General features: G+C 38.9%; 18 protein-coding genes. 15 read left to right on the top strand and 3 right to left on the bottom strand.

From position 1 onward, the window contains the following. Positions 1-242 precede the first annotated feature (242 nt). The 7 genes from BUA71_RS12340 (at position 243) to BUA71_RS12310 (ending at position 6,515) form a co-directional block, all read left to right on the top strand. Positions 243-1,409, top strand: a complete 1,167-nt coding sequence (locus tag BUA71_RS12340) for a PSP1 domain-containing protein (RefSeq protein ID WP_072880212.1) — start codon at positions 243-245, stop codon at positions 1,407-1,409. Next, positions 1,402-1,893, top strand: a complete 492-nt coding sequence (locus tag BUA71_RS12335) for a gliding motility lipoprotein GldH (RefSeq protein ID WP_072880210.1) — start codon at positions 1,402-1,404, stop codon at positions 1,891-1,893. The genes BUA71_RS12340 and BUA71_RS12335 overlap by 8 nt, the downstream gene beginning before the upstream one ends. An 8-nt stretch (positions 1,894-1,901) precedes the next feature. Next, positions 1,902-4,214, top strand: coding sequence for a penicillin-binding protein 1A (locus BUA71_RS12330; protein ID WP_072880208.1), 2,313 nt, complete (start codon positions 1,902-1,904; stop codon positions 4,212-4,214). A gap of 107 nt (positions 4,215-4,321) precedes the next feature. Next, complete coding sequence (locus tag BUA71_RS12325) at positions 4,322-5,020, top strand: CoA transferase subunit A (RefSeq protein WP_072880206.1); 699 nt, start codon at positions 4,322-4,324, stop codon at positions 5,018-5,020. A gap of 143 nt (positions 5,021-5,163) precedes the next feature. Continuing rightward, positions 5,164-5,517 carry a four helix bundle protein gene (locus BUA71_RS12320; RefSeq protein WP_072880204.1) on the top strand — a complete coding sequence of 118 codons (354 nt, stop codon included), beginning with the start codon at positions 5,164-5,166 and terminating at the stop codon, positions 5,515-5,517. Between the two features lie 45 nt (positions 5,518-5,562). Further along, on the top strand, positions 5,563-6,216 hold the full coding sequence (locus BUA71_RS12315) for a CoA transferase subunit B (RefSeq protein ID WP_072880203.1): 654 nt from the start codon (positions 5,563-5,565) through the stop codon (positions 6,214-6,216). Between the two features lie 83 nt (positions 6,217-6,299). Continuing rightward, the gene (locus BUA71_RS12310) at positions 6,300-6,515 is read left to right on the top strand and encodes a hypothetical protein (RefSeq protein WP_072880202.1); all 216 of its coding nucleotides are present in this window, start codon (positions 6,300-6,302) and stop codon (positions 6,513-6,515) included. A gap of 226 nt (positions 6,516-6,741) precedes the next feature. Here the strand turns inward: BUA71_RS12310 and BUA71_RS12305 are convergent, their stop codons facing one another. Beyond that, positions 6,742-7,329: a riboflavin synthase gene (locus tag BUA71_RS12305; protein WP_072880201.1), complete on the bottom strand. Its 588-nt coding sequence runs from the start codon at positions 7,327-7,329 to the stop codon at positions 6,742-6,744. A 363-nt stretch (positions 7,330-7,692) separates the two neighbouring features. Here BUA71_RS12305 and pdxA point away from each other — a divergent pair, with 363 nt between their 5' ends. The 8 genes from pdxA (at position 7,693) to BUA71_RS12265 (ending at position 14,187) form a co-directional block, all read left to right on the top strand. Beyond that, the gene (gene pdxA, locus BUA71_RS12300) at positions 7,693-8,739 is read left to right on the top strand and encodes a 4-hydroxythreonine-4-phosphate dehydrogenase PdxA (RefSeq protein WP_072880200.1); all 1,047 of its coding nucleotides are present in this window, start codon (positions 7,693-7,695) and stop codon (positions 8,737-8,739) included. A gap of 96 nt (positions 8,740-8,835) precedes the next feature. Then, positions 8,836-9,372, top strand: coding sequence for a YceD family protein (locus tag BUA71_RS12295; RefSeq protein WP_072880259.1), 537 nt, complete (start codon positions 8,836-8,838; stop codon positions 9,370-9,372). Between the two features lie 9 nt (positions 9,373-9,381). Continuing rightward, positions 9,382-9,579: a 50S ribosomal protein L32 gene (gene rpmF / locus BUA71_RS12290; RefSeq protein WP_072880199.1), complete on the top strand. Its 198-nt coding sequence runs from the start codon at positions 9,382-9,384 to the stop codon at positions 9,577-9,579. Positions 9,580-9,755: 176 nt separating this feature from the next. Continuing rightward, positions 9,756-10,751 (top strand): beta-ketoacyl-ACP synthase III, encoded by a 996-nt coding sequence (locus BUA71_RS12285; protein ID WP_072880198.1) that lies wholly within the window; start codon positions 9,756-9,758, stop codon positions 10,749-10,751. Between the two features lie 18 nt (positions 10,752-10,769). Further along, entirely contained in the window at positions 10,770-11,288 is a 519-nt protein-coding gene (gene accB / locus BUA71_RS12280) for an acetyl-CoA carboxylase biotin carboxyl carrier protein (RefSeq protein ID WP_072880197.1), read from the top strand. A gap of 142 nt (positions 11,289-11,430) precedes the next feature. Further along, positions 11,431-12,783, top strand: coding sequence for an acetyl-CoA carboxylase biotin carboxylase subunit (gene accC / locus BUA71_RS12275; RefSeq protein ID WP_072880196.1), 1,353 nt, complete (start codon positions 11,431-11,433; stop codon positions 12,781-12,783). A gap of 222 nt (positions 12,784-13,005) precedes the next feature. Continuing rightward, a complete protein-coding gene (mtgA, locus tag BUA71_RS12270; RefSeq protein ID WP_072880195.1) occupies positions 13,006-13,677 on the top strand; it encodes a monofunctional biosynthetic peptidoglycan transglycosylase in 672 nt (223 codons plus the stop codon). A gap of 57 nt (positions 13,678-13,734) precedes the next feature. Further along, positions 13,735-14,187: a transcription elongation factor gene (locus BUA71_RS12265; protein WP_072880194.1), complete on the top strand. Its 453-nt coding sequence runs from the start codon at positions 13,735-13,737 to the stop codon at positions 14,185-14,187. A 229-nt stretch (positions 14,188-14,416) separates the two neighbouring features. On the opposite strand, the gene BUA71_RS12260 is transcribed toward BUA71_RS12265, so the two are convergent. Both BUA71_RS12260 and BUA71_RS12255 read right to left on the bottom strand, forming a co-directional pair. Further along, on the bottom strand, positions 14,417-15,385 hold the full coding sequence (locus BUA71_RS12260; RefSeq protein WP_072880193.1) for an ABC transporter ATP-binding protein: 969 nt from the start codon (positions 15,383-15,385) through the stop codon (positions 14,417-14,419). A 488-nt stretch (positions 15,386-15,873) separates the two neighbouring features. After that, positions 15,874-18,030 (bottom strand): prolyl oligopeptidase family serine peptidase, encoded by a 2,157-nt coding sequence (locus BUA71_RS12255; RefSeq protein WP_072880192.1) that lies wholly within the window; start codon positions 18,028-18,030, stop codon positions 15,874-15,876. Positions 18,031-18,095: the final 65 nt, after the last annotated feature.

Raw genomic sequence — 18,095 nt, 5'->3', positions numbered from 1 at the left:
GAGCATTGAGATTAATCTCGTGATTATTCTGGGTTAATATTGGTATATTTACTCAATAGAACAAAATGGATTCGATTTATTATTATCGGTCTTGATTTTTTGAAAGAGTAGGCTTTAATGCAAAGTGGAAGGACTATTTATGTTCGTTTACTCATTGCAAAAAACGCTGCTTTTTTCAGCATTTAATTACTAATCTAAAAGTCTGTAACATAGAATTACAAGACTTACAATATATATAATTTATGGCTTGTAGCAGTTGCTCAACCAAAGATGGTCAGCCAAAAGGATGTAAAAATAACGGAACCTGCGGAACAGATGGGTGTAATAAACTCACGGTGTTCGATTGGTTGTCAAATATGTCGCTGCCCAATGGGGTAGCTCCTTTTAATTGTGTGGAGGTACGTTTTAAAAACGGCAGGAAACATTTCTTTAAAAACACCGAGAATCTAAGTCTTAGCATGGGTGATGTGGTCGCTACTGAGGCGTCACCCGGTCACGATGTGGGTATGGTGAGCCTTACGGGGGAATTGGTAAGGGTGCAAATGAAGAAGAAAAAGGTAAAACCCGATAGTGAAGATGTACTCAAAATATATAGAAAAGCGACCCAAAAAGATATAGATGTTTGGGAAAAGGTAAGAGAGCGCGAAGAACCTATTAAAAAACGTGCACGTGAACTTGCCATTAAGCTCAACCTGAGTATGAAGATTAGCGATGTGGAATTTCAGGGAGATGCTTCCAAAGCTACTTTTTATTATACCGCCGATGATAGGGTGGATTTTAGGCAATTAATTAAAGAATTTGCCCGGGAATTTAACACTCGCATAGAGATGCGGCAAATTGGCTTGCGCCAGGAAGCTTCACGTCTTGGTGGAATTGGTTCTTGTGGGCGCGAATTGTGCTGCTCTACCTGGCTTACAGATTTTAGGTCGGTAAGTACCTCGGCAGCGCGGTATCAACAGTTGTCCTTAAATCCGCAGAAATTGGCGGGACAATGCGGTAAATTAAAATGTTGCCTTAACTATGAACTCGATTCTTACCTGGAAGCTTTAAAAAGTTTTCCGCGAACAGATACTAAGCTTCATACCAAAAAAGGGACAGCAGTTTGTCAAAAAATAGATATTTTTAAAGGTGAACTTTGGTATGCCTATGAAGGGGAATGGATGAACTGGCATAAAATTACTGCAGAGCAGGCCAATAAAATCATTTCGTCTAACCGCAAGAAAGAAAGTGTAGGTAGCCTGGAAGAATTTGAGGCACAAATACAAACAGAGGAAGAAGAAAGACCAGACTTTAATAATGTAGTTGGCCAGGACAGCTTAACGCGATTTGATAAACCAAGAAAGCGACATAGCAAACAAAAGTCTAAGCGAAGAAGAAAACCCAAAGGAAAATCTTCTAAAAATGGATAGACCTTTTATTTATCTAACCCTAATAGCTTTTTTTAGTCTTTTTGTTTCTTGCGATAAAAAACGGGTGTACGATGAGTATAAAGCGGTTTCAGACGGCTGGAATAAAGATTCCAGTTACGTTTTTAAACCAGAAAAATTAGACTCTTTAAAGAGTTACAACCTGTTTATTAATGTTCGCAACAATAAAGATTATAAGTATAGTAATCTTTTTTTGATTACCGAGATGCAATTTCCGCAGGGAAAAGTAGTGACCGATACCCTGGAATATAAAATGGCAGCTCCAAATGGCACCTGGCTTGGTACGGGTTTTGGTGATGTAAAAGAAAGCAAACTTTGGTATAAAGAAAAAGTGAAGTTTACAGAGCCCGGTAGGTATCGTATAAAAATTAAGCAGGCAATGCGTAAAAACGATGCGGTAAATGGCATTAAAAATTTAGAAGGAATTACCCATATAGGTTTTAGAATAGAAAAAAACCTGCAATAAGTATATAAATGGCTCAAAAGCAAAAGAAGAAACAAAAGTCTAAACCCAGCAAAAGACCATATATTATAGGGTTTTGGGCGTTATTTGGAATAGGATTACTAGCGGTTGTTTTAGTTTTTCTCCTGGCAAGTTGGGGTGCGTTTGGGAAAATGCCCGAATTTGAAGAGCTGGAAAACCCTGAAACCAACCTGGCGACAGAGATTTTTTCTTCAGATGGGGAAACTATAGGGAAATATTACAGCGAAAACCGAACTCCCATAAAATATGAAGACCTGCCAGATCATTTGGTAGAAGCCCTGGTAGCTACCGAAGATGAGCGCTTTTATAAACATGCCGGGATAGATGCCAAAGGTACTTTAAGAGCTGCCGTTTACCTTGGTACTCGCGGCGGTGCCAGTACTATTACCCAACAGCTTTCTAAATTATTATTTACCGAAGATGTAGCAAATAACACGTTTGCCCGCATCATGCAAAAGATAAAGGAATGGGTGATCGCTACCCGCCTGGAAAGACAATATACAAAGGAGGAAATTATCACCATGTATTTCAATAAATACGACTTTGTATATCAGGCCGTAGGCATTCGTTCTGCTTCTAAAATTTACTTCGGAAAAGAAGCTAAAAACCTGAGTATAGAAGAATCTGCAGTTTTAGTGGCGATGCTAAAGAATGCGGCACTTTACAATCCTGTGCGAAGACCGGTACTGGTTAAGCAACGAAGAAACCAGGTGTTTGTGCAAATGCGTAAAAACGGATATATTTCTGAAAGAGAAGAAGACTCGCTTCAGCAGTTGCCATTAAACCTCGATTTTTCTCCAGAAGGTCACGATGAAGGAATGGCAACCTATTTTAGGGTGTACCTACAAGGTTTTATGCAAGATTGGATTGAGAAAAACCCCAAACCCGATGGTTCAAACTACAGTCTCTATCGTGACGGCTTAAAAATTTACACGACCCTCGATTCTAAAATGCAACAATATGCCGAATCTGCGGTAGAAAGACATATTTCCCATCTTCAGAAGGAGTTCGATCGCCAAAATAAGAACAATAAAACAGCACCTTTTAGAGATATTAATAAAGACCAGGTTAGCGCGATTATAAACAGTGCTATGCGCCGTTCTGTGCGCTGGAAGCAAATGGCAAATAAAGGAATAGACGAAGAAGAAATTATCGCTTCTTTTGATAAGGAGGCTAAAATGCGTGTTTTTAGTTGGGATGGAATTAAAGACACAGTGATGACACCAAGAGATTCTATTTTTTATTATAAAGGTTTCTTACAAGCTGGTTTAATGTCTATGACGCCGCAAACCGGGGAGGTAAAAGCCTGGGTAGGCGGCACCAACTTTAAGCATTTTAAATATGACCACGTAGAGCAGGGAAAACGACAGGTAGGTTCTACCTTTAAACCGTTTGTGTATGCCACGGCTATCGATCAGTTAAAACTTTCACCCTGTGATATGATGCCAAAAAACCGATTTACCATAGAGAAAGGTAAATACGGAAATGCAAAAGACTGGTCTCCAAGTAATGCAGGTGGGGAATATACCGGCATGCTCAGTTTAAGAAATGCTTTGGCGCAATCTGTAAATACCATTACCGCCAGGGTAATCGATAAAACCGGGCCTGGCCCCGTTTTGGACCTGGTAAGTAAACTTGGTGTTGATACTAAAAATTTCTCTAACGGTCCTGCTATTGCATTGGGAACAGAAGATATGAGTCTTTATGAAATGGTTTCGGCCTATAGCACATTTGTAAATGAAGGGGTTTATATAGAACCAATTTTTGTAAATCGTATTGAAGATAAAAACGGTACCGTGCTCTACCAACATATCCCAAAAGCCCGGGATGTCATGAATAAGGAAGCAGCTTATGTGACGGTAAACCTTTTGGAAGGAGTGACCAGAAATGGTTCTGGTGTGAGATTAAGAGGAACTTATGCCAAAGACTTTACGCATTATAAGCGGGGAGTTACCGGTTATCCCTATGATTTTAAAAATCCTATAGCCGGAAAAACCGGAACTACCCAAAACCAAAGTGACGGCTGGTTTATGGGAATGGTGCCCAATTTAGTTACCGGGGTTTGGGTTGGCGCTGAAGATCGCGCCGTGCATTTTCCCAACTTAACTTACGGGCAGGGAGCGACTATGGCTTTGCCAATTTGGGGAATGTATATGAAAGATCTGTATGCAGATGAAGACCTGGAGATCTCAGATGGAGAGTTTCCAAGACCAGATAACCTTTCCATACGTGTAAACTGCGACGAAACTGAGACCGATAGTACTTCGGAAGACAATAGTGTGCCAGACGAACTGGATTTTTAGGATTTAGGAATAAACAAGCCTTTATTTTTAGAAAAGTATAACCAATAGCGCAAAAAGCATTGGTGTAAGGTTTTTATTTTCGTATTTTTCGGTAAAATTATATACCGATGATTAGAAAAACCGTAGCAAATGTTAAGGATGCCTTGCAAGGCGTAGAGGACGGCATGACTTTTATGCTGGGTGGTTTTGGGCTCAGTGGTATCCCAGAGAATGCCATCTCAGAACTGGTTCATCTCAACGTAAAAAAACTTACCTGTATTTCCAATAACGCCGGGGTAGATGACTTTGGCCTGGGACGTTTGCTTAAAAAGAAACAAATCGATAAAATGATCTCTTCTTATGTTGGGGAGAACGACGAATTTGAGAGCCAGATGTTAAGCGAAGAGCTGGAGGTAGAGCTTATTCCGCAGGGAACTTTGGCGGCTCGCTGCCAGGCTGCCCAACAGGGTTATCCGGCGATGTACACCCCAGCAGGATATGGTACCGAAGTTTCCCAGTTTAAAGAAACCCGGGAATTCGACGGAAAAATGTATGTACTGGAAAAAGCCTTTAAAGCCGATTTCGCTTTTGTAAAGGCCTGGAAGGGTGATAAAGCTGGTAACCTAATCTTTAAAGGTACTGCCCGTAATTTTAATCCGCTTATGTGTGGTGCCGCAAAAGTCACCGTTGCTGAAGTAGAAGAACTGGTTGAACCCGGCGAATTAGACCCCAACCAAATCCACATCCCCGGGATTTTTGTACAACGCATTTTTGAAGGAAAAGATTACGAAAAAAGAATAGAGAAGAGAACAGTGCGGAAAAAATAATTTGAAGATTTGATGATGTGATAATTTGAAGATTGGGAGCACTTGCAGGGACTCTTGTTTTGTAAAACTTCAGGGTTTAATTTGCGAATATGATCCTAAGTAAAATTCTGAATGTACATTAATAAAAATTTAAATATTTTATTATGAGAAATGACAAAGAGAATATAATAGTTGGTAAGACCTTCGATTTTGCATTACAAATCATTGATTATTCAGAAGAATTAAGATCACGGCATAAGTATGAAATGTGCTCTCAGCTTTTTAAAAGCGGAACTTCAATAGGAGCCAATGTATGGGAGGCTCAAAATGCTGAAAGCACTGCCGATTTTATTCATAAATTCAAAATATCTGCAAAAGAAGCGGATGAGACAACGTATTGGCTGAAACTTTGTGAAGCATCCAAACATTATCCTACTCCAGATAAACAGCTTTTCTTAGAATTGACATCAATTATTAGAATAACATCAAAAATTATAAGTTCATCCAAAACGCGATAGGACTCATTTTCAAATTTTCAAATTAACTAATTTTCAAATTGAGTTATGTTAGACAAAAACGGAATAGCACAACGTATAGCCAAAGAGGTTAAAGACGGATATTATGTAAACCTGGGAATTGGGATTCCAACCCTGGTGGCCAATTTTGTGCGCGACGATATAGAAGTAGAATTTCAAAGCGAGAACGGAATCCTGGGAATGGGACCTTTTCCTCTGGAAGGTGAAGAAGACGCCGATCTAATTAATGCGGGAAAACAAACCATTACCGCCTTGCCGGGAGCGAGTTTTTTCGATTCGGCTTTAAGCTTTGGGATGATTCGCGGGCAACACGTAGATCTTACTATTTTAGGGGCTATGGAGGTTGCTGAAAACGGCGATATTGCCAATTGGAAAATCCCCGGAAAAATGGTAAAAGGTATGGGCGGTGCGATGGATCTTGTAGCCAGTGCCGAAAATATTATCGTTGCGATGATGCACACCAATAAAGCCGGAAAATCGAAGTTGCTTAAAAAATGTACCCTGCCTTTAACCGGGGTAGCTTGTGTAACTAAAATCGTGACCAACCTTGCCGTGATTGAGGTGACTAAAGAAGGTTTCAAACTATTGGAACGCGCCCCCGGGGTAAGTGTAGAGGAAATTACGGAAGCTACCGAAGGGAAACTGATTGTGGAAGGCGATATCCCTGAAATGAAGTTGTAAAGTTTCTAAAGCAAGTTGATTAATATTATACAATGTAAATCTCGTTATTTGGAGAAAAATTTTAATGTATTACATTGCGGGTGATGAAAGTTGAGGTAAAGAAGATAATATTGATTCTGTTTCTTGTGGTGGCTCCTTTTTTATTAATAGCCCAGGATAAGAAAAATCCGCCACCACCAGACATGCTTGTTGCACAAGGAGGTCCCCCTCCACCGGGTCTGCCTATAGATTTTGGAATTTCAACTTTAATTGCGGCTGGCCTGGGACTGGGAATTTACCACTTGAAAAGCAAGGAATAAACACGTAAATCAAACCATTATTATCTCAATAATTATTCAGTTTAATATGCAGAAAGTGTTTCTTGATGAGGTGGTTTGTTAATACGATTCGTTAAACCATTGATTCGATATTTGAACCATCAACTGACGCAAACATTATATGAATGTAAATGTAATGATTCAGCAGATGGGGGAGTAATGTAATCCGAGAACTGAAAATAATAGTAAAGAATCACATATTCCGCATCTATCCCAATTCCTGGATACGTTGTACATATTTTCCTATTACATCAAACTCTAAGTTAACTACGTCTCCTTCTTTCAGGGATTTGAAATTTGTGTGCTTGTAAGTGTAAGGAATAATAGCGACGCTAAATTCGTTTGCTTTGGAATTTACCACAGTCAAACTAACGCCATTCACCGTAATAGAGCCTTTTTCTATCGTTATATTCTGCAGGATAGGATCATAGCTGAAAGTAAATTCCCAACTTCCGTCTTTTTCCTGAACTTTTTCACAGACCGCAGTTTGATCTACGTGCCCCTGTACAATGTGCCCGTCTAGCCTATCACCAAGCTTCATACCGCGCTCCAGGTTTACTGGGGCTCCTTCTTTTAAATTTTTTAAGTTTGTTTTTTGCAGTGTTTCGGCTACCGCGGTAACAGTGTAGGTGTCTTCCTGTAGGGATACTACAGTTAGGCAAACACCGTTGTGGGAAACACTTTGATCAATTTTCAACTCGGGTGTCATTTTTGCTTCAATGCTAAAATGCATATTCCCCGCTTGCTTTTCTACTTTATTGACCTTTCCTATTTCTTCAATTATACCTGTGAACATAGCCGTTATTGATCTAAATTTCTATTGCAAAAATAGAAATAAATAAACGAAGTTAATCGTGCCTATGTTTAAATTGGATTAAAGATAAAATGCTGGCACAGTATCGGTTATTTTCCAAACTATAGAATTTTGTTTAAAAATCAGCAATAACTTCATTTTAAATGCCGATTGTCTTTTTGCTTTCTTCGGAAACAAACAAAGTTTATTCCTCAAAAAATATTAAACTCAATCTTTCTTAATTATTAAAAGAAACCACGGTAGTTTTGCCCGAAGCTTTTAAGGGACTATCTTAATTAATTCCGATAGATTTTTTAAATTAGGCCAAAAAGCGAAAAATCGCAGAAAATATAATAAAATAAACAGATGAAGCAGGCGAAAAAAGTGAAGTTAGGGATAAGTATAGGGGATTTAAATGGGATTGGCAGTGAAATTGCCTTAAAAACCTTTGATGACTCCCGAATGCTCGATTTTTGTACCCCGGTAATTTTTGCCTCGGCCAAAGTGATTACCTTTCTAAAAAAACACTATAAATTATCATTAAATTTTCAAGGTATAGATCACCCTTCTAAAGCTATAGATGGTAAAATTAATGTGATGAACGTTTGGAAAGAAGGTGTGAATATAAAGTTTGGGGAAGAAGATGCAAAAATTGGGGAATATGCTTTTAAATCTTTACAGGCAGCCACCCAGGCTTTAAAAAAAGATGAAATAGATGTCCTGGTAACCGCTCCCATTCATAAGCACAGCATACAAAGTGCCGATTTTAATTTCCCCGGCCATACCGACTACCTGGCGAAAGAACTTGAGGGTGAGAGTCTTATGTTTATGATCACCGATACGCTTAAAATTGGTTTGTTTACAGACCATGTAGCGCTTAAAGACATTGCCAGTACGATCACGCCAGAGTTAATTAAAAAGAAGTTAGAAATTATTCAGCATACTTTAAAACAGGATTTTAGAATCCAAAAGCCTAAAATTGCGGTATTAGGAATTAATCCGCATAGTGGCGACCAGGGCGTGATTGGAAAAGAAGATGAAAATACATTAAAACCAACCCTTCAGGAATTACGGGATAAGGGAGATCTTGTGTTTGGACCATTCTCGGCCGATAGTTTTTTCGGTACAAAAAATTATGTAAACTTTGATGCAATTGTGGCTTCCTATCACGACCAGGGTTTAATTCCCTTTAAAACCCTTTCTTTTGGCAATGGTGTGAATTTTACGGCTGGGTTAAGCAAGGTGCGCACTTCGCCAGATCACGGTACGGCTTTTGAAATTGCCGGCACAAATTCAGCAAATATCAATTCTTTTAAGGAGGCTGTTTTTCGCGCTATCGAGATTTTTAATTGCAGGGAAGAGTATAAAGAGCTAACCCGCAATCCCTTAAAAAAGCAAGGAAAAAAGATATAAACAAAAAATTGTTTATAAGAGGCCTTGGATTTATTAATTTTTATATCTTTGCACCCGCCTAAGCCGAAGCGGCCCGGGCAAGAAACTGATGATGAGATGAGGAATTTAGCAGCGTTTACAATCCCTTTCGTGGGTTTAAAGCTGGGAAAGCACCAGTTTGAATACGAAATTGATAATGAGTTCTTTGAGCATTTTGAGTATGACGAGTTAAATGATACAAATGTAAAAGTAGATTTGTGTCTTGAAAAAAAGACTACCATGATGGAGTTTACATTTAAAGCTTCTGGCTTTGTAAATGTAAATTGTGATGTCACAAACGAGCCTTATGATCAACCTATTGATGGCAGTTTATTTTTGGTAGTTAAATTTGGCGAAGAATATAATGACGATAATGAAGATTTGCTTATTCTGCCACACGGGGAATTCGAAATCAATGTTCAACAATATATTTATGAGCTTATCGTATTGTCTATCCCATTAAAAAGGGTTCATCCCGGGGTGGAAGATGGCACCTTAGACTCAGAAGTACTCGATAAACTTGAGGAATTAAGCATTACAAATAACGAGAATAAAAAGGAGGATGAAACAGATCCTCGTTGGGATAAATTAAAAAACTTATTAAAAGATAAATAATAGCAAGCCATGGCACATCCAAAAAGAAAAACTTCTAAAACCAGAAGAGATAAAAGAAGGACACATTATAAAGCTTCTGTACCAAAAATAGCTACAGATCCTACTACAGGAGAAGCACATCTGTATCATAGAGCACACTGGCATGAAGGTAAATTATATTACCGCGGGCAGGTTTTAATTGACAATACAGAAGAAATAGAAGCTTAATTAATTTAGGCGCTAACATATCATAAAAAAACTCTCACCATGTGGGAGTTTTTTGTTTTAAGTTGAATAAGTGCTAAAAAGAACTTAATTTGCACCCCTGTTAATAGAAAAATTAGTAATTTTCTTCAAATTTTCTGTGCAAAATAGTAGTACAGAGGGGTTTAAATGTCAAATGTATGAATAGAATCACAGCAGCTATTACCGCTGTGGGTGCTTATGTACCTGAGGAGGTGTTAACCAACAAACAGTTGGAAAAAATGGTGGAGACCAACGATGAATGGATCACCAGCAGAACCGGAATTAAAGAACGCCGCATACTTAAAGACCCAGATAAGGGTACATCATATTTAGGAATTCAAGCAGCACAAAATTTAATTGAAAAATCTAATCTCGATCCCAAAGAAATTGATTTGGTGATCCTGGCATCTGTAACTCCCGATATGCCTGTTGCTGCTACCGCAGTACATGTTGCTACAAGTATTGGTGCTGTTAATGCATTTGCTTATGATCTACAAGCAGCCTGTTCGGGATTTTTATACGCCATGTCCACGGGTTCAGCTTATATAGAAGCCGGCCGCTATAAGAAAGTATTGGTGATTGGCGCCGATAAAATGTCGTCCATCATTGATTATACCGATAGGACTACCTGTATAATTTTTGGTGATGGGGCAGGAGCGGTACTTATGGAACCTAATGATGAAGGTTTAGGATTACAGGATGAAATTTTACGCAGTGATTCTATAGGAAGAAAAAGCTTAAATATTGCTGCAGGTGGCTCGTTGTTGCCGCCTAGCGAAGAAACAGTAGCTAAAAAACTTCATTATGTGAGGCAGGACGGGAAAACCGTATTTAAATTTGCGGTATCCAATATGGCAGGGGTTAGTGAACAAATTATGCAGCGAAACCATTTAACCAATGAAGATGTAAATTGGTTGATCGCGCACCAGGCCAATAAACGTATTGTGGGTGCTACCGCAAGCCGTATGGGACTGGAAGATGAAAAAGTGCTTATGAATATACAGCGCTATGGAAATACCACTTCGGCTACCTTGCCTTTGCTGCTTAGCGATTTTGAAAAGCAGTTTAAAAAAGGAGATAATTTAATTTTTGCATCATTTGGAGGCGGCTTCACTTGGGGAGCTACCTATTTAAAATGGGCATATAATTCTTAAAAATAAATTCCAAAGACTATGGATTTAAAAGAAATTCAAAATTTAATCAAGTTTGTAGCCAAATCTGGTGCCAGTGAGGTTAAACTGGAGACTGGAGATGTTAAAATCACCATCAAAACCGGTTCAGACGAAAAAGAAACGATAGTGCATCAAGTGCCTGTAGGCGGACAAATGCAACAGCCTATGCCTATGCAGCAACCTCAGCAGCCGCAGCAACAAGCTCCCGCTCCTGCGCAGGATAGTGGTGCTCAGAATAAAGGAGAGGATAAAGCTTCAGCTGGTGAAGATGATTCTAAATACATCACGGTAAAATCACCTATAATAGGGACCTTTTATCGTAAACCTTCTCCAGATAAACCAATTTTTGCTGAAGTTGGAGATACTATTAAAGAAGGGGATGTACTATGTATCATTGAAGCAATGAAACTCTTTAATGAAATTGAGAGTGAAGTTTCAGGGAAAATAGTAAAAGTACTTGTTGACGATTCTTCCCCGGTAGAATTCGATCAGCCATTATTTTTAGTAGATCCATCATAAATTACCGCCCATTTAGCTAAAGTTTTTTTGAAAAACCATAACTTTTAGATTAGCTTTTCTTTTTAAAGTGATAATTGCTAGTAAAACAGGTTTTTCTGATTAAAATCTTGAGGGGGTTTCCCCGGGCAAAAAAACAATAGGTATGTTTAAAAAAATATTGATTGCAAACAGGGGCGAAATTGCACTGCGCATTATTCGTACCTGTAAAGAAATGGGCATAAGCACTGTGGCAGTTTATTCTACGGCAGATGCCGATAGTTTACACGTGATGTTTGCCGATGAAGCTGTTTGCATTGGCCCACCGCCAAGTAACCTGTCTTATCTAAAAATCTCAAATATTATTGCTGCCGCAGAAATTACCGATGCAGACGCTATTCACCCGGGCTACGGATTTCTTTCTGAAAATGCCAAGTTTTCTAAGATTTGTGGAGAACACGGTATAAAATTTATAGGCCCTTCAGCAGAAATGATCTCTAAAATGGGGGATAAGGCTACGGCGAAAGCAACGATGAAAGCTGCCGGGGTACCTTGTGTTCCGGGATCTGAGGGAATTATAAAAGATTTTGCCGAGTGTAAAAAACTGGCCAAAGAAGTTGGCTATCCGGTAATGCTTAAAGCTACTGCCGGTGGTGGTGGTAAAGGAATGCGTGGGGTTTGGAAAGAAGAAGACCTTCAGAATGCCTGGGATTCCGCAAGGCAGGAGTCTGCAGCCGCTTTTGACAATAATGATATGTATATGGAAAAGCTCATTGAAGAGCCACGCCATATCGAAATACAAGTTGTTGGCGATAGTAATGGAAAAGCCTGTCATCTTTCTGAGCGGGACTGTTCTGTGCAACGTCGTCACCAAAAATTAACCGAGGAAACTCCTTCTCCATTTATGACCGATAGTCTTCGGAAAGAAATGGGGGAAGCTGCTGTGAAAGCTGCCGAGTATATTAAATATGAAGGTGCGGGAACTATAGAATTTTTGGTTGATAAACACCGCAAATTCTATTTTATGGAGATGAATACCCGTATTCAGGTAGAGCATCCCATTACCGAGCAGGTGATAGATTATGATCTTATTAGAGAGCAAATAATGGTAGCTTCCGGAGTGCCAATTTCAGGAAAAAATTATTTCCCGAAGTTGCATTCTATAGAATGCCGAATTAATGCTGAAGACCCTTTTAACAACTTTAGGCCTTCCCCGGGAAAAATCACTACTTTACACGCTCCCGGCGGACACGGAATTAGAATAGACACCCACGTATATAGTGGATATATTATTCCGCCGAATTACGACTCTATGATCGCTAAATTGATCACTACCGCCCAAACCAGGGAAGAAGCGATCAATAAAATGAAGCGAGCTTTAGATGAATTTGTAATAGAAGGCGTAAAAACTACTATTCCTTTCCATAGACAACTTATGGAACACCCAGATTATATTGAAGGGAATTATACCACTAAATTCATGGAAGATTTTGAAATGAAACCAATGGAAGAGGAATAATAATTCTTTCTTAGAAATATTAAAATATAGACCTCACAGTCTCGAATACAACTATCGGGATTGTGAGGTTTTTTATTTACTAGATATGGCAGAGTAGTAAAAGCAATCAAATGGAGGTTTGGTTTAAAGAATTACGGAATCGATATTTTGAGAAATTTATTCATATTTTTGAATCAATTCATGTGTTAAGAGGATCAGTATTTAAGATATTTCTAAATTTAAATGATAAAAAGACTCTTTAAATTCCTGGCAAAGCTAATGGGGTTGTTTATCCTATTTTCGTTGTTTTTAGTTCTGCTCTTCAAATGGGTACCGGTACCGTTTACCCCGCTTATGGCCATTCGGTACTTTGAAAAGCCTGAGGAGGAAATTAACCATAATTGGGTGGCAAAAGAGAAAATCTCCCGGCATTTGCAACTTGCGGTAATCGCCAGTGAAGACCAGAATTTTGCTACACATAATGGTTTCGATTTTGAAGCAATTGAAAAAGCCATAGAAGGTAACAGGCAGGGGAAGAGAATAAGAGGGGCGAGCACTATCTCTCAACAAACTGCAAAAAATGTGTTTTTATGGCCGGGCCGCACCTGGCTTCGAAAAGGCCTGGAAACATATTTCACCTTTTTAATTGAAACTTTTTGGAGCAAAGAACGAATTTTAGAAGTTTATCTAAACAGTATAGAAATGGGCAGCGGAGTTTACGGTGCCGAAGCTGCCGCACAATATTGGTTTCATAAATCGGCAGAAAATCTTTCTATTGCTGAAGCTGCTGCAATTGCTGCTATTTTACCTAATCCACGAAAGTATAAAGCAAACCCCGCAAGCAATTATATCCAACAGCGTAAGAATTGGATTATGGGCCAAATGCAGAATTATGGAGCGTTTAACTTAGAATAGTCCGGACCTCACAGGTCTCGAAGACCTGTGAGGTCTAAGGTTTAACAAAATTAATTTATGCTTTCAACCAAAGAAAAACTTTTTAAAGCTTGTAAAGCTTATCTCGAAAAACGAATAAATCGTATTAGATTGGCAATGCAGGACCTAGAAAACGATCTGGAGAATGAAACCAAGAGTAGCGCGGGAGATAAATATGAAACGGGCAGGGAGATGATCAATTTGGAGTGGAATAAATTATCCAGGCAATTACAGGAATTTAAAAACCTGGAGAATACTTTAGAAATGTCACGGAGATCTTCTGCCAAAAACGTTGTTCAATTGGGCGCAGCGGTACGCACAACTACTGCAAATTATTTGATAAGTATTCCTGCGGGGCAGCTGCAGGTTGATAATAACACCTATTTCGCCATAGGCGCCAATTCCCCAATCGCGCAATTGCTGTTAAAGAAAAAAGTAGGGGAAGAGATTATCTTTAACGGGAAAAAGACTGAGATCCTTGAGATATTTTAATGTTCATTATATCATAAGAAAAGTTGCCACGAATGCACGAATAATAGAAAAAAGAACAAGGAGCAAAGAATCAAGAATTGATGGAAACTGATAGTAAGCTTCGATTCTAAATTTTTGCCACTAAGACAGAAAATCACCAAGATGCACCAAGATGCTCTTAGTGTTTCTTGGAGTTTTGGAGTCTTTGTGGCTATTGTTAACTTTCGGGTAGCAGTTTATTCAGGTATATTTATTTAAGCCTGGAAGCAATTAATTCATCTGAAACTTTTAGGTTCACCATCTTTCCCGCTATTAGAGAAGCGTCGTGATAAAAATAGATGGTTTTATTTTTTAACATGGTACTTATAAGCCAGTTTGCCCCGTTAAACCACGATTCTTTTACTTCTACCTTAATACCTTTTCTATTGCTTAGGCGTATTTCTTGAGGATAGAGAATTACTTTTTTTCTACTTTTTTCCTCCGGTTTTAAATCCTGCAGACTAAGTTCATTTACGTCGCCAAAAAGAGAAGCCACATATTTGTTAGGCGGATTTTTATACAAATCTTCCGGATGCCCTGTTGCATAGATTTTGGCATTTTTAAGCACTATGGTTTTGTCGGCAAAAGAAAGCGCATCGGTGCTATCGTGGGTGGCTACAATACAGGCGATATTTTGTTCTTTAAGATAGGCAAAGACTTTTCTGCGTAAATTGTTTTTTCTAAAGTGGTCTATATGGCTAAAAGGCTCGTCCAGGAGCAAAAGTTCAGGTTTTTTCGCCAGCGCTCTCGCCAGGGCAACCCGTTGCTGCTGTCCACCGCTTAGTAGTTTCGCTTTTTTATCTGCGAGATCAGTCATCTCTACAACCTCCAAAAGTTCTTTAATCCGATTTTTCTTTTGCTGCGGAAATTGATTGCTCAGGTATTTTCCAATATTATCGGCCACGCTTAATGGCAGCATCAAATCAAAATCCTGAGCCAAATATTTTATAAAATCCTCTCCTGGCACCAGGTTGAAGTTTGGTCCTAAAAGTTCTTTCTCATCCCAGTAAATATTTCCATCGGTATGGAGCAAGCCGTAAATAAGTTTAAGTAAAGTGCTTTTTCCGCAGCCGCTTTCCCCAATGACAGAAAGGAGTTCGCCTTTGTCTAACTTAAAACTGATGTTTTTTAGAATGGGTTCCTCGGCGTAAGCAAATGAAACGTTTTTGAGTTTAAGCATAGATTACGAAGATAAGATTTTCTAGCCGTATTAGAGAAATTCATTCTTGATAAAAAGTTTTGGTTGAACTTAATCGCTTTAGTTCTTAATTGTAAATAATCTGGATTTAACCTGAAATTTGTTACGTAATTTTTAATGTCGCTTTTACTTGATACTGGAGTTTAAAATGCTCTAGTTTTACCTCAATTTAAATGATTTTCCTATACAATACCTTTTATCCCAGGGTAGTTTATTGAAATTATTACTTTATCAAATTACCAGACTAATTAGTGCTAATGTGAAATGCGATTTTAAATGTATTTTGAACGAAGACCACTAAACGAACCACATATCTCTCTGAGCTCTCATAGGAGCGGAATATTTATAGTCATAACGAAGGGGTGATCCATAAGCTCCAGCGGAGTGGACATAAATTCAACAAAAAAAATCCTCACAAGTTTTGAAAAACCAGTGAGGATTGAAATAGTTCAATTATTGGAACAATAAAATTAACTTTCTTTATTTTTCTGGTTTGAATTTGGTAAAGATTCAAAGCCCATATTATACAGGGTGAACCCAAAAATATCGGCATATTCTTCGATGATCATACTGGTGGGTTTCCCGGCACCATGACCCGCTTTAGTCTCAATCCTGATTAAAACTGGTTCGTTCCCGGCTTGTTTTTCCTGTAATTCGGCAGCAAATTTAAAAGAGTGAGCCGGTACCACCCTATCGTCGTGATCTCCCGTAGTTATTAAAGTCGCGGGATATTCTGTGCCTTCTTCTACATTATGCACAGGAGAATAGTTGTATAGGTAATTAAACATTTCTTTGTTGTCTTCTGCTGTACCATAATCGTAAGCCCAGCCTGCACCGGCAGTGAAAGTATGGTAACGCAACATATCCATTACGCCCACTGCGGGTAGCGCAACTTTTATAAGGTCTGGTCGTTGCGTCATGGTTGCTCCAACTAAAAGTCCGCCGTTAGACCCACCGCGAATAGCAAGGTAATCGCTGGAGGTGTAATTTTCAGAAATAAGATATTTGGCTGCAGCGATAAAATCGTCGAACACATTTTGTTTTTTCAATTTAATGCCGGCATCGTGCCATTCTTTTCCGTACTCTCCGCCGCCACGAAGATTGGGAACCGCATAAACTCCGCCCTGTTCCATCCAAACAGCGTTGGCCGTGTTAAAGGAGGGTGTTAAACTAATATTGAAGCCTCCATATCCATAAAGCATAGTAGGATTTTTCCCGTTCAGTTCCAGGCCTTTTTTGTGCGTGATGATCATCGGGATTTTAGTGCCATCCTTAGAGGTGTAAAATACCTGCTTGCTTTCGTAATCTTCTGGGTTGAATTTGATATTGGGTTTGTTATAAACTTCAGAGGTTCCTTCTTCAATATCATATTTATAGATGGTGCCCGGGGTCACGTAATTGGTAAAGGAATAATACAGTTCATCATTTTCCTTTTTTGTACCAAAGCCACCGGCCGAACCAATACCCGGAAGCTCCACTTCCCGCACTAATTCCCCATTGTAATCATATTGCTTTACTTTAGAAACTGCATCTACCATATAGTTGGCAAAGAAATAACCGCCGCCTGTTGCAGGCGAAAGTACGTTCTCGGTTTCAGGAATAAATTCTTCCCAGTTCTCAGGCTGCGGATTGGCAGCATCTACAGCCACCAGTTTTTTATTAGGGGCATCCATATTGGTCACGATAAAAAGTTTGCTGCCTTCGTTCTCTATCACATAAGTGTCGGAATCTTCGTGATCTAAAATAGTCACTAACTCCGGATTGTTTTTGGAAAGATCCATCATAAATAATTTTCCTCCGGAAGTTGAATTTCTGGCTGAAATAAACAAAAACCGGTCATCTTCTGAAACACTGCCGCCTACATAACGATGCTTTTGTGCCTCAGAATCTCCAAAAATCACTTTGTCCTCGCTTTGAGCCGTACCGAGTTTATGATAAAATAATCGATGCTGATCTGTTTTTGCTGAAAGTTCACTGCCCTCTGGTTTTTCATAACTGGAATAGTAAAAACCTTCGTTACCTTTCCAGGAGATTCCGCTAAACTTTATATTCTGAAGGGTGTCTTCCACGCGCTCCTGGTTTTTAGCATCTATAACAATAACTTTTCTCCAGTCACTTCCCCCTTCCGAAATAGCATAAGCTGCTTTACTTCCATCTTTGGAAAAACTTAAGCTGGCCATAGAGGTAGTGCCGTCCTCGCTAAACTTATTTGGGTTGAGAAAAACTTCAGCTTCAGCTTCTTCATTTTTCTTTCTATAAACCACATATTGGTTTTGCAATCCGTCATTTTTGTAGAAATAGGTATAATCACCTTCTTTAAATGGTGCACTTATTTTTTCATAATTCCATATTTCAGAAAGCCTGTTTTCCAGGTCTCTTTTATAAGGAATATCATTTAAATAACCGAAAGTAACTTCGTTTTGTGCCTTTACCCAAGCTTCTGTTTCTTTGCTGCGGTCATCTTCCAGCCAGCGATAGGGATCTTTTACTTTAGTGCCAAAATAATCGGTTACGGTATCTACTTTTTTGGTTTCGGGGTAATTAAGTGTCAATTCATCTTCTTTTTTAGAGTCGTTGCAGGAAGCCAAAAGACCAAATGCAAGAATTCCCGGGATTAGTTTTTTCATCAAAATTAAAATTTAGCGTTCGATTAGCTTAAAGTGCCAGTTTTATACAAGACATTAGTATAAAA

The sequence above is a fragment of the Salegentibacter echinorum genome (assembly GCF_900129445.1).
In the GTDB taxonomy this organism is placed as follows: domain Bacteria; phylum Bacteroidota; class Bacteroidia; order Flavobacteriales; family Flavobacteriaceae; genus Salegentibacter; species Salegentibacter echinorum.
Note: the sequence above shows the minus strand (reverse complement) of the source record. Positions and strands in the feature narration are given on the sequence as shown.

Excerpts from the sequence above, each read along its gene's own strand:
- BUA71_RS12340 (WP_072880212.1), top strand. The coding sequence starts at position 243 with ATGGCTTGTAGCAGTTGCTCAACCAAAGATGGTCAGCCAAAAGGATGT.
- BUA71_RS12335 (WP_072880210.1), top strand. The coding sequence starts at position 1,402 with ATGGATAGACCTTTTATTTATCTAACCCTAATAGCTTTTTTTAGTCTT.
- BUA71_RS12330 (WP_072880208.1), top strand. The coding sequence starts at position 1,902 with ATGGCTCAAAAGCAAAAGAAGAAACAAAAGTCTAAACCCAGCAAAAGA.
- BUA71_RS12325 (WP_072880206.1), top strand. The coding sequence starts at position 4,322 with ATGATTAGAAAAACCGTAGCAAATGTTAAGGATGCCTTGCAAGGCGTA.
- BUA71_RS12320 (WP_072880204.1), top strand. The coding sequence starts at position 5,164 with ATGAGAAATGACAAAGAGAATATAATAGTTGGTAAGACCTTCGATTTT.
- BUA71_RS12315 (WP_072880203.1), top strand. The coding sequence starts at position 5,563 with ATGTTAGACAAAAACGGAATAGCACAACGTATAGCCAAAGAGGTTAAA.
- BUA71_RS12310 (WP_072880202.1), top strand. The coding sequence starts at position 6,300 with ATGAAAGTTGAGGTAAAGAAGATAATATTGATTCTGTTTCTTGTGGTG.
- BUA71_RS12305 (WP_072880201.1), bottom strand. The coding sequence starts at position 7,329 with ATGTTCACAGGTATAATTGAAGAAATAGGAAAGGTCAATAAAGTAGAA.
- pdxA (WP_072880200.1), top strand. The coding sequence starts at position 7,693 with ATGAAGCAGGCGAAAAAAGTGAAGTTAGGGATAAGTATAGGGGATTTA.
- BUA71_RS12295 (WP_072880259.1), top strand. The coding sequence starts at position 8,836 with ATGAGGAATTTAGCAGCGTTTACAATCCCTTTCGTGGGTTTAAAGCTG.
- rpmF (WP_072880199.1), top strand. The coding sequence starts at position 9,382 with ATGGCACATCCAAAAAGAAAAACTTCTAAAACCAGAAGAGATAAAAGA.
- BUA71_RS12285 (WP_072880198.1), top strand. The coding sequence starts at position 9,756 with ATGAATAGAATCACAGCAGCTATTACCGCTGTGGGTGCTTATGTACCT.
- accB (WP_072880197.1), top strand. The coding sequence starts at position 10,770 with ATGGATTTAAAAGAAATTCAAAATTTAATCAAGTTTGTAGCCAAATCT.
- accC (WP_072880196.1), top strand. The coding sequence starts at position 11,431 with ATGTTTAAAAAAATATTGATTGCAAACAGGGGCGAAATTGCACTGCGC.
- mtgA (WP_072880195.1), top strand. The coding sequence starts at position 13,006 with ATGATAAAAAGACTCTTTAAATTCCTGGCAAAGCTAATGGGGTTGTTT.
- BUA71_RS12265 (WP_072880194.1), top strand. The coding sequence starts at position 13,735 with ATGCTTTCAACCAAAGAAAAACTTTTTAAAGCTTGTAAAGCTTATCTC.
- BUA71_RS12260 (WP_072880193.1), bottom strand. The coding sequence starts at position 15,385 with ATGCTTAAACTCAAAAACGTTTCATTTGCTTACGCCGAGGAACCCATT.
- BUA71_RS12255 (WP_072880192.1), bottom strand. The coding sequence starts at position 18,030 with ATGAAAAAACTAATCCCGGGAATTCTTGCATTTGGTCTTTTGGCTTCC.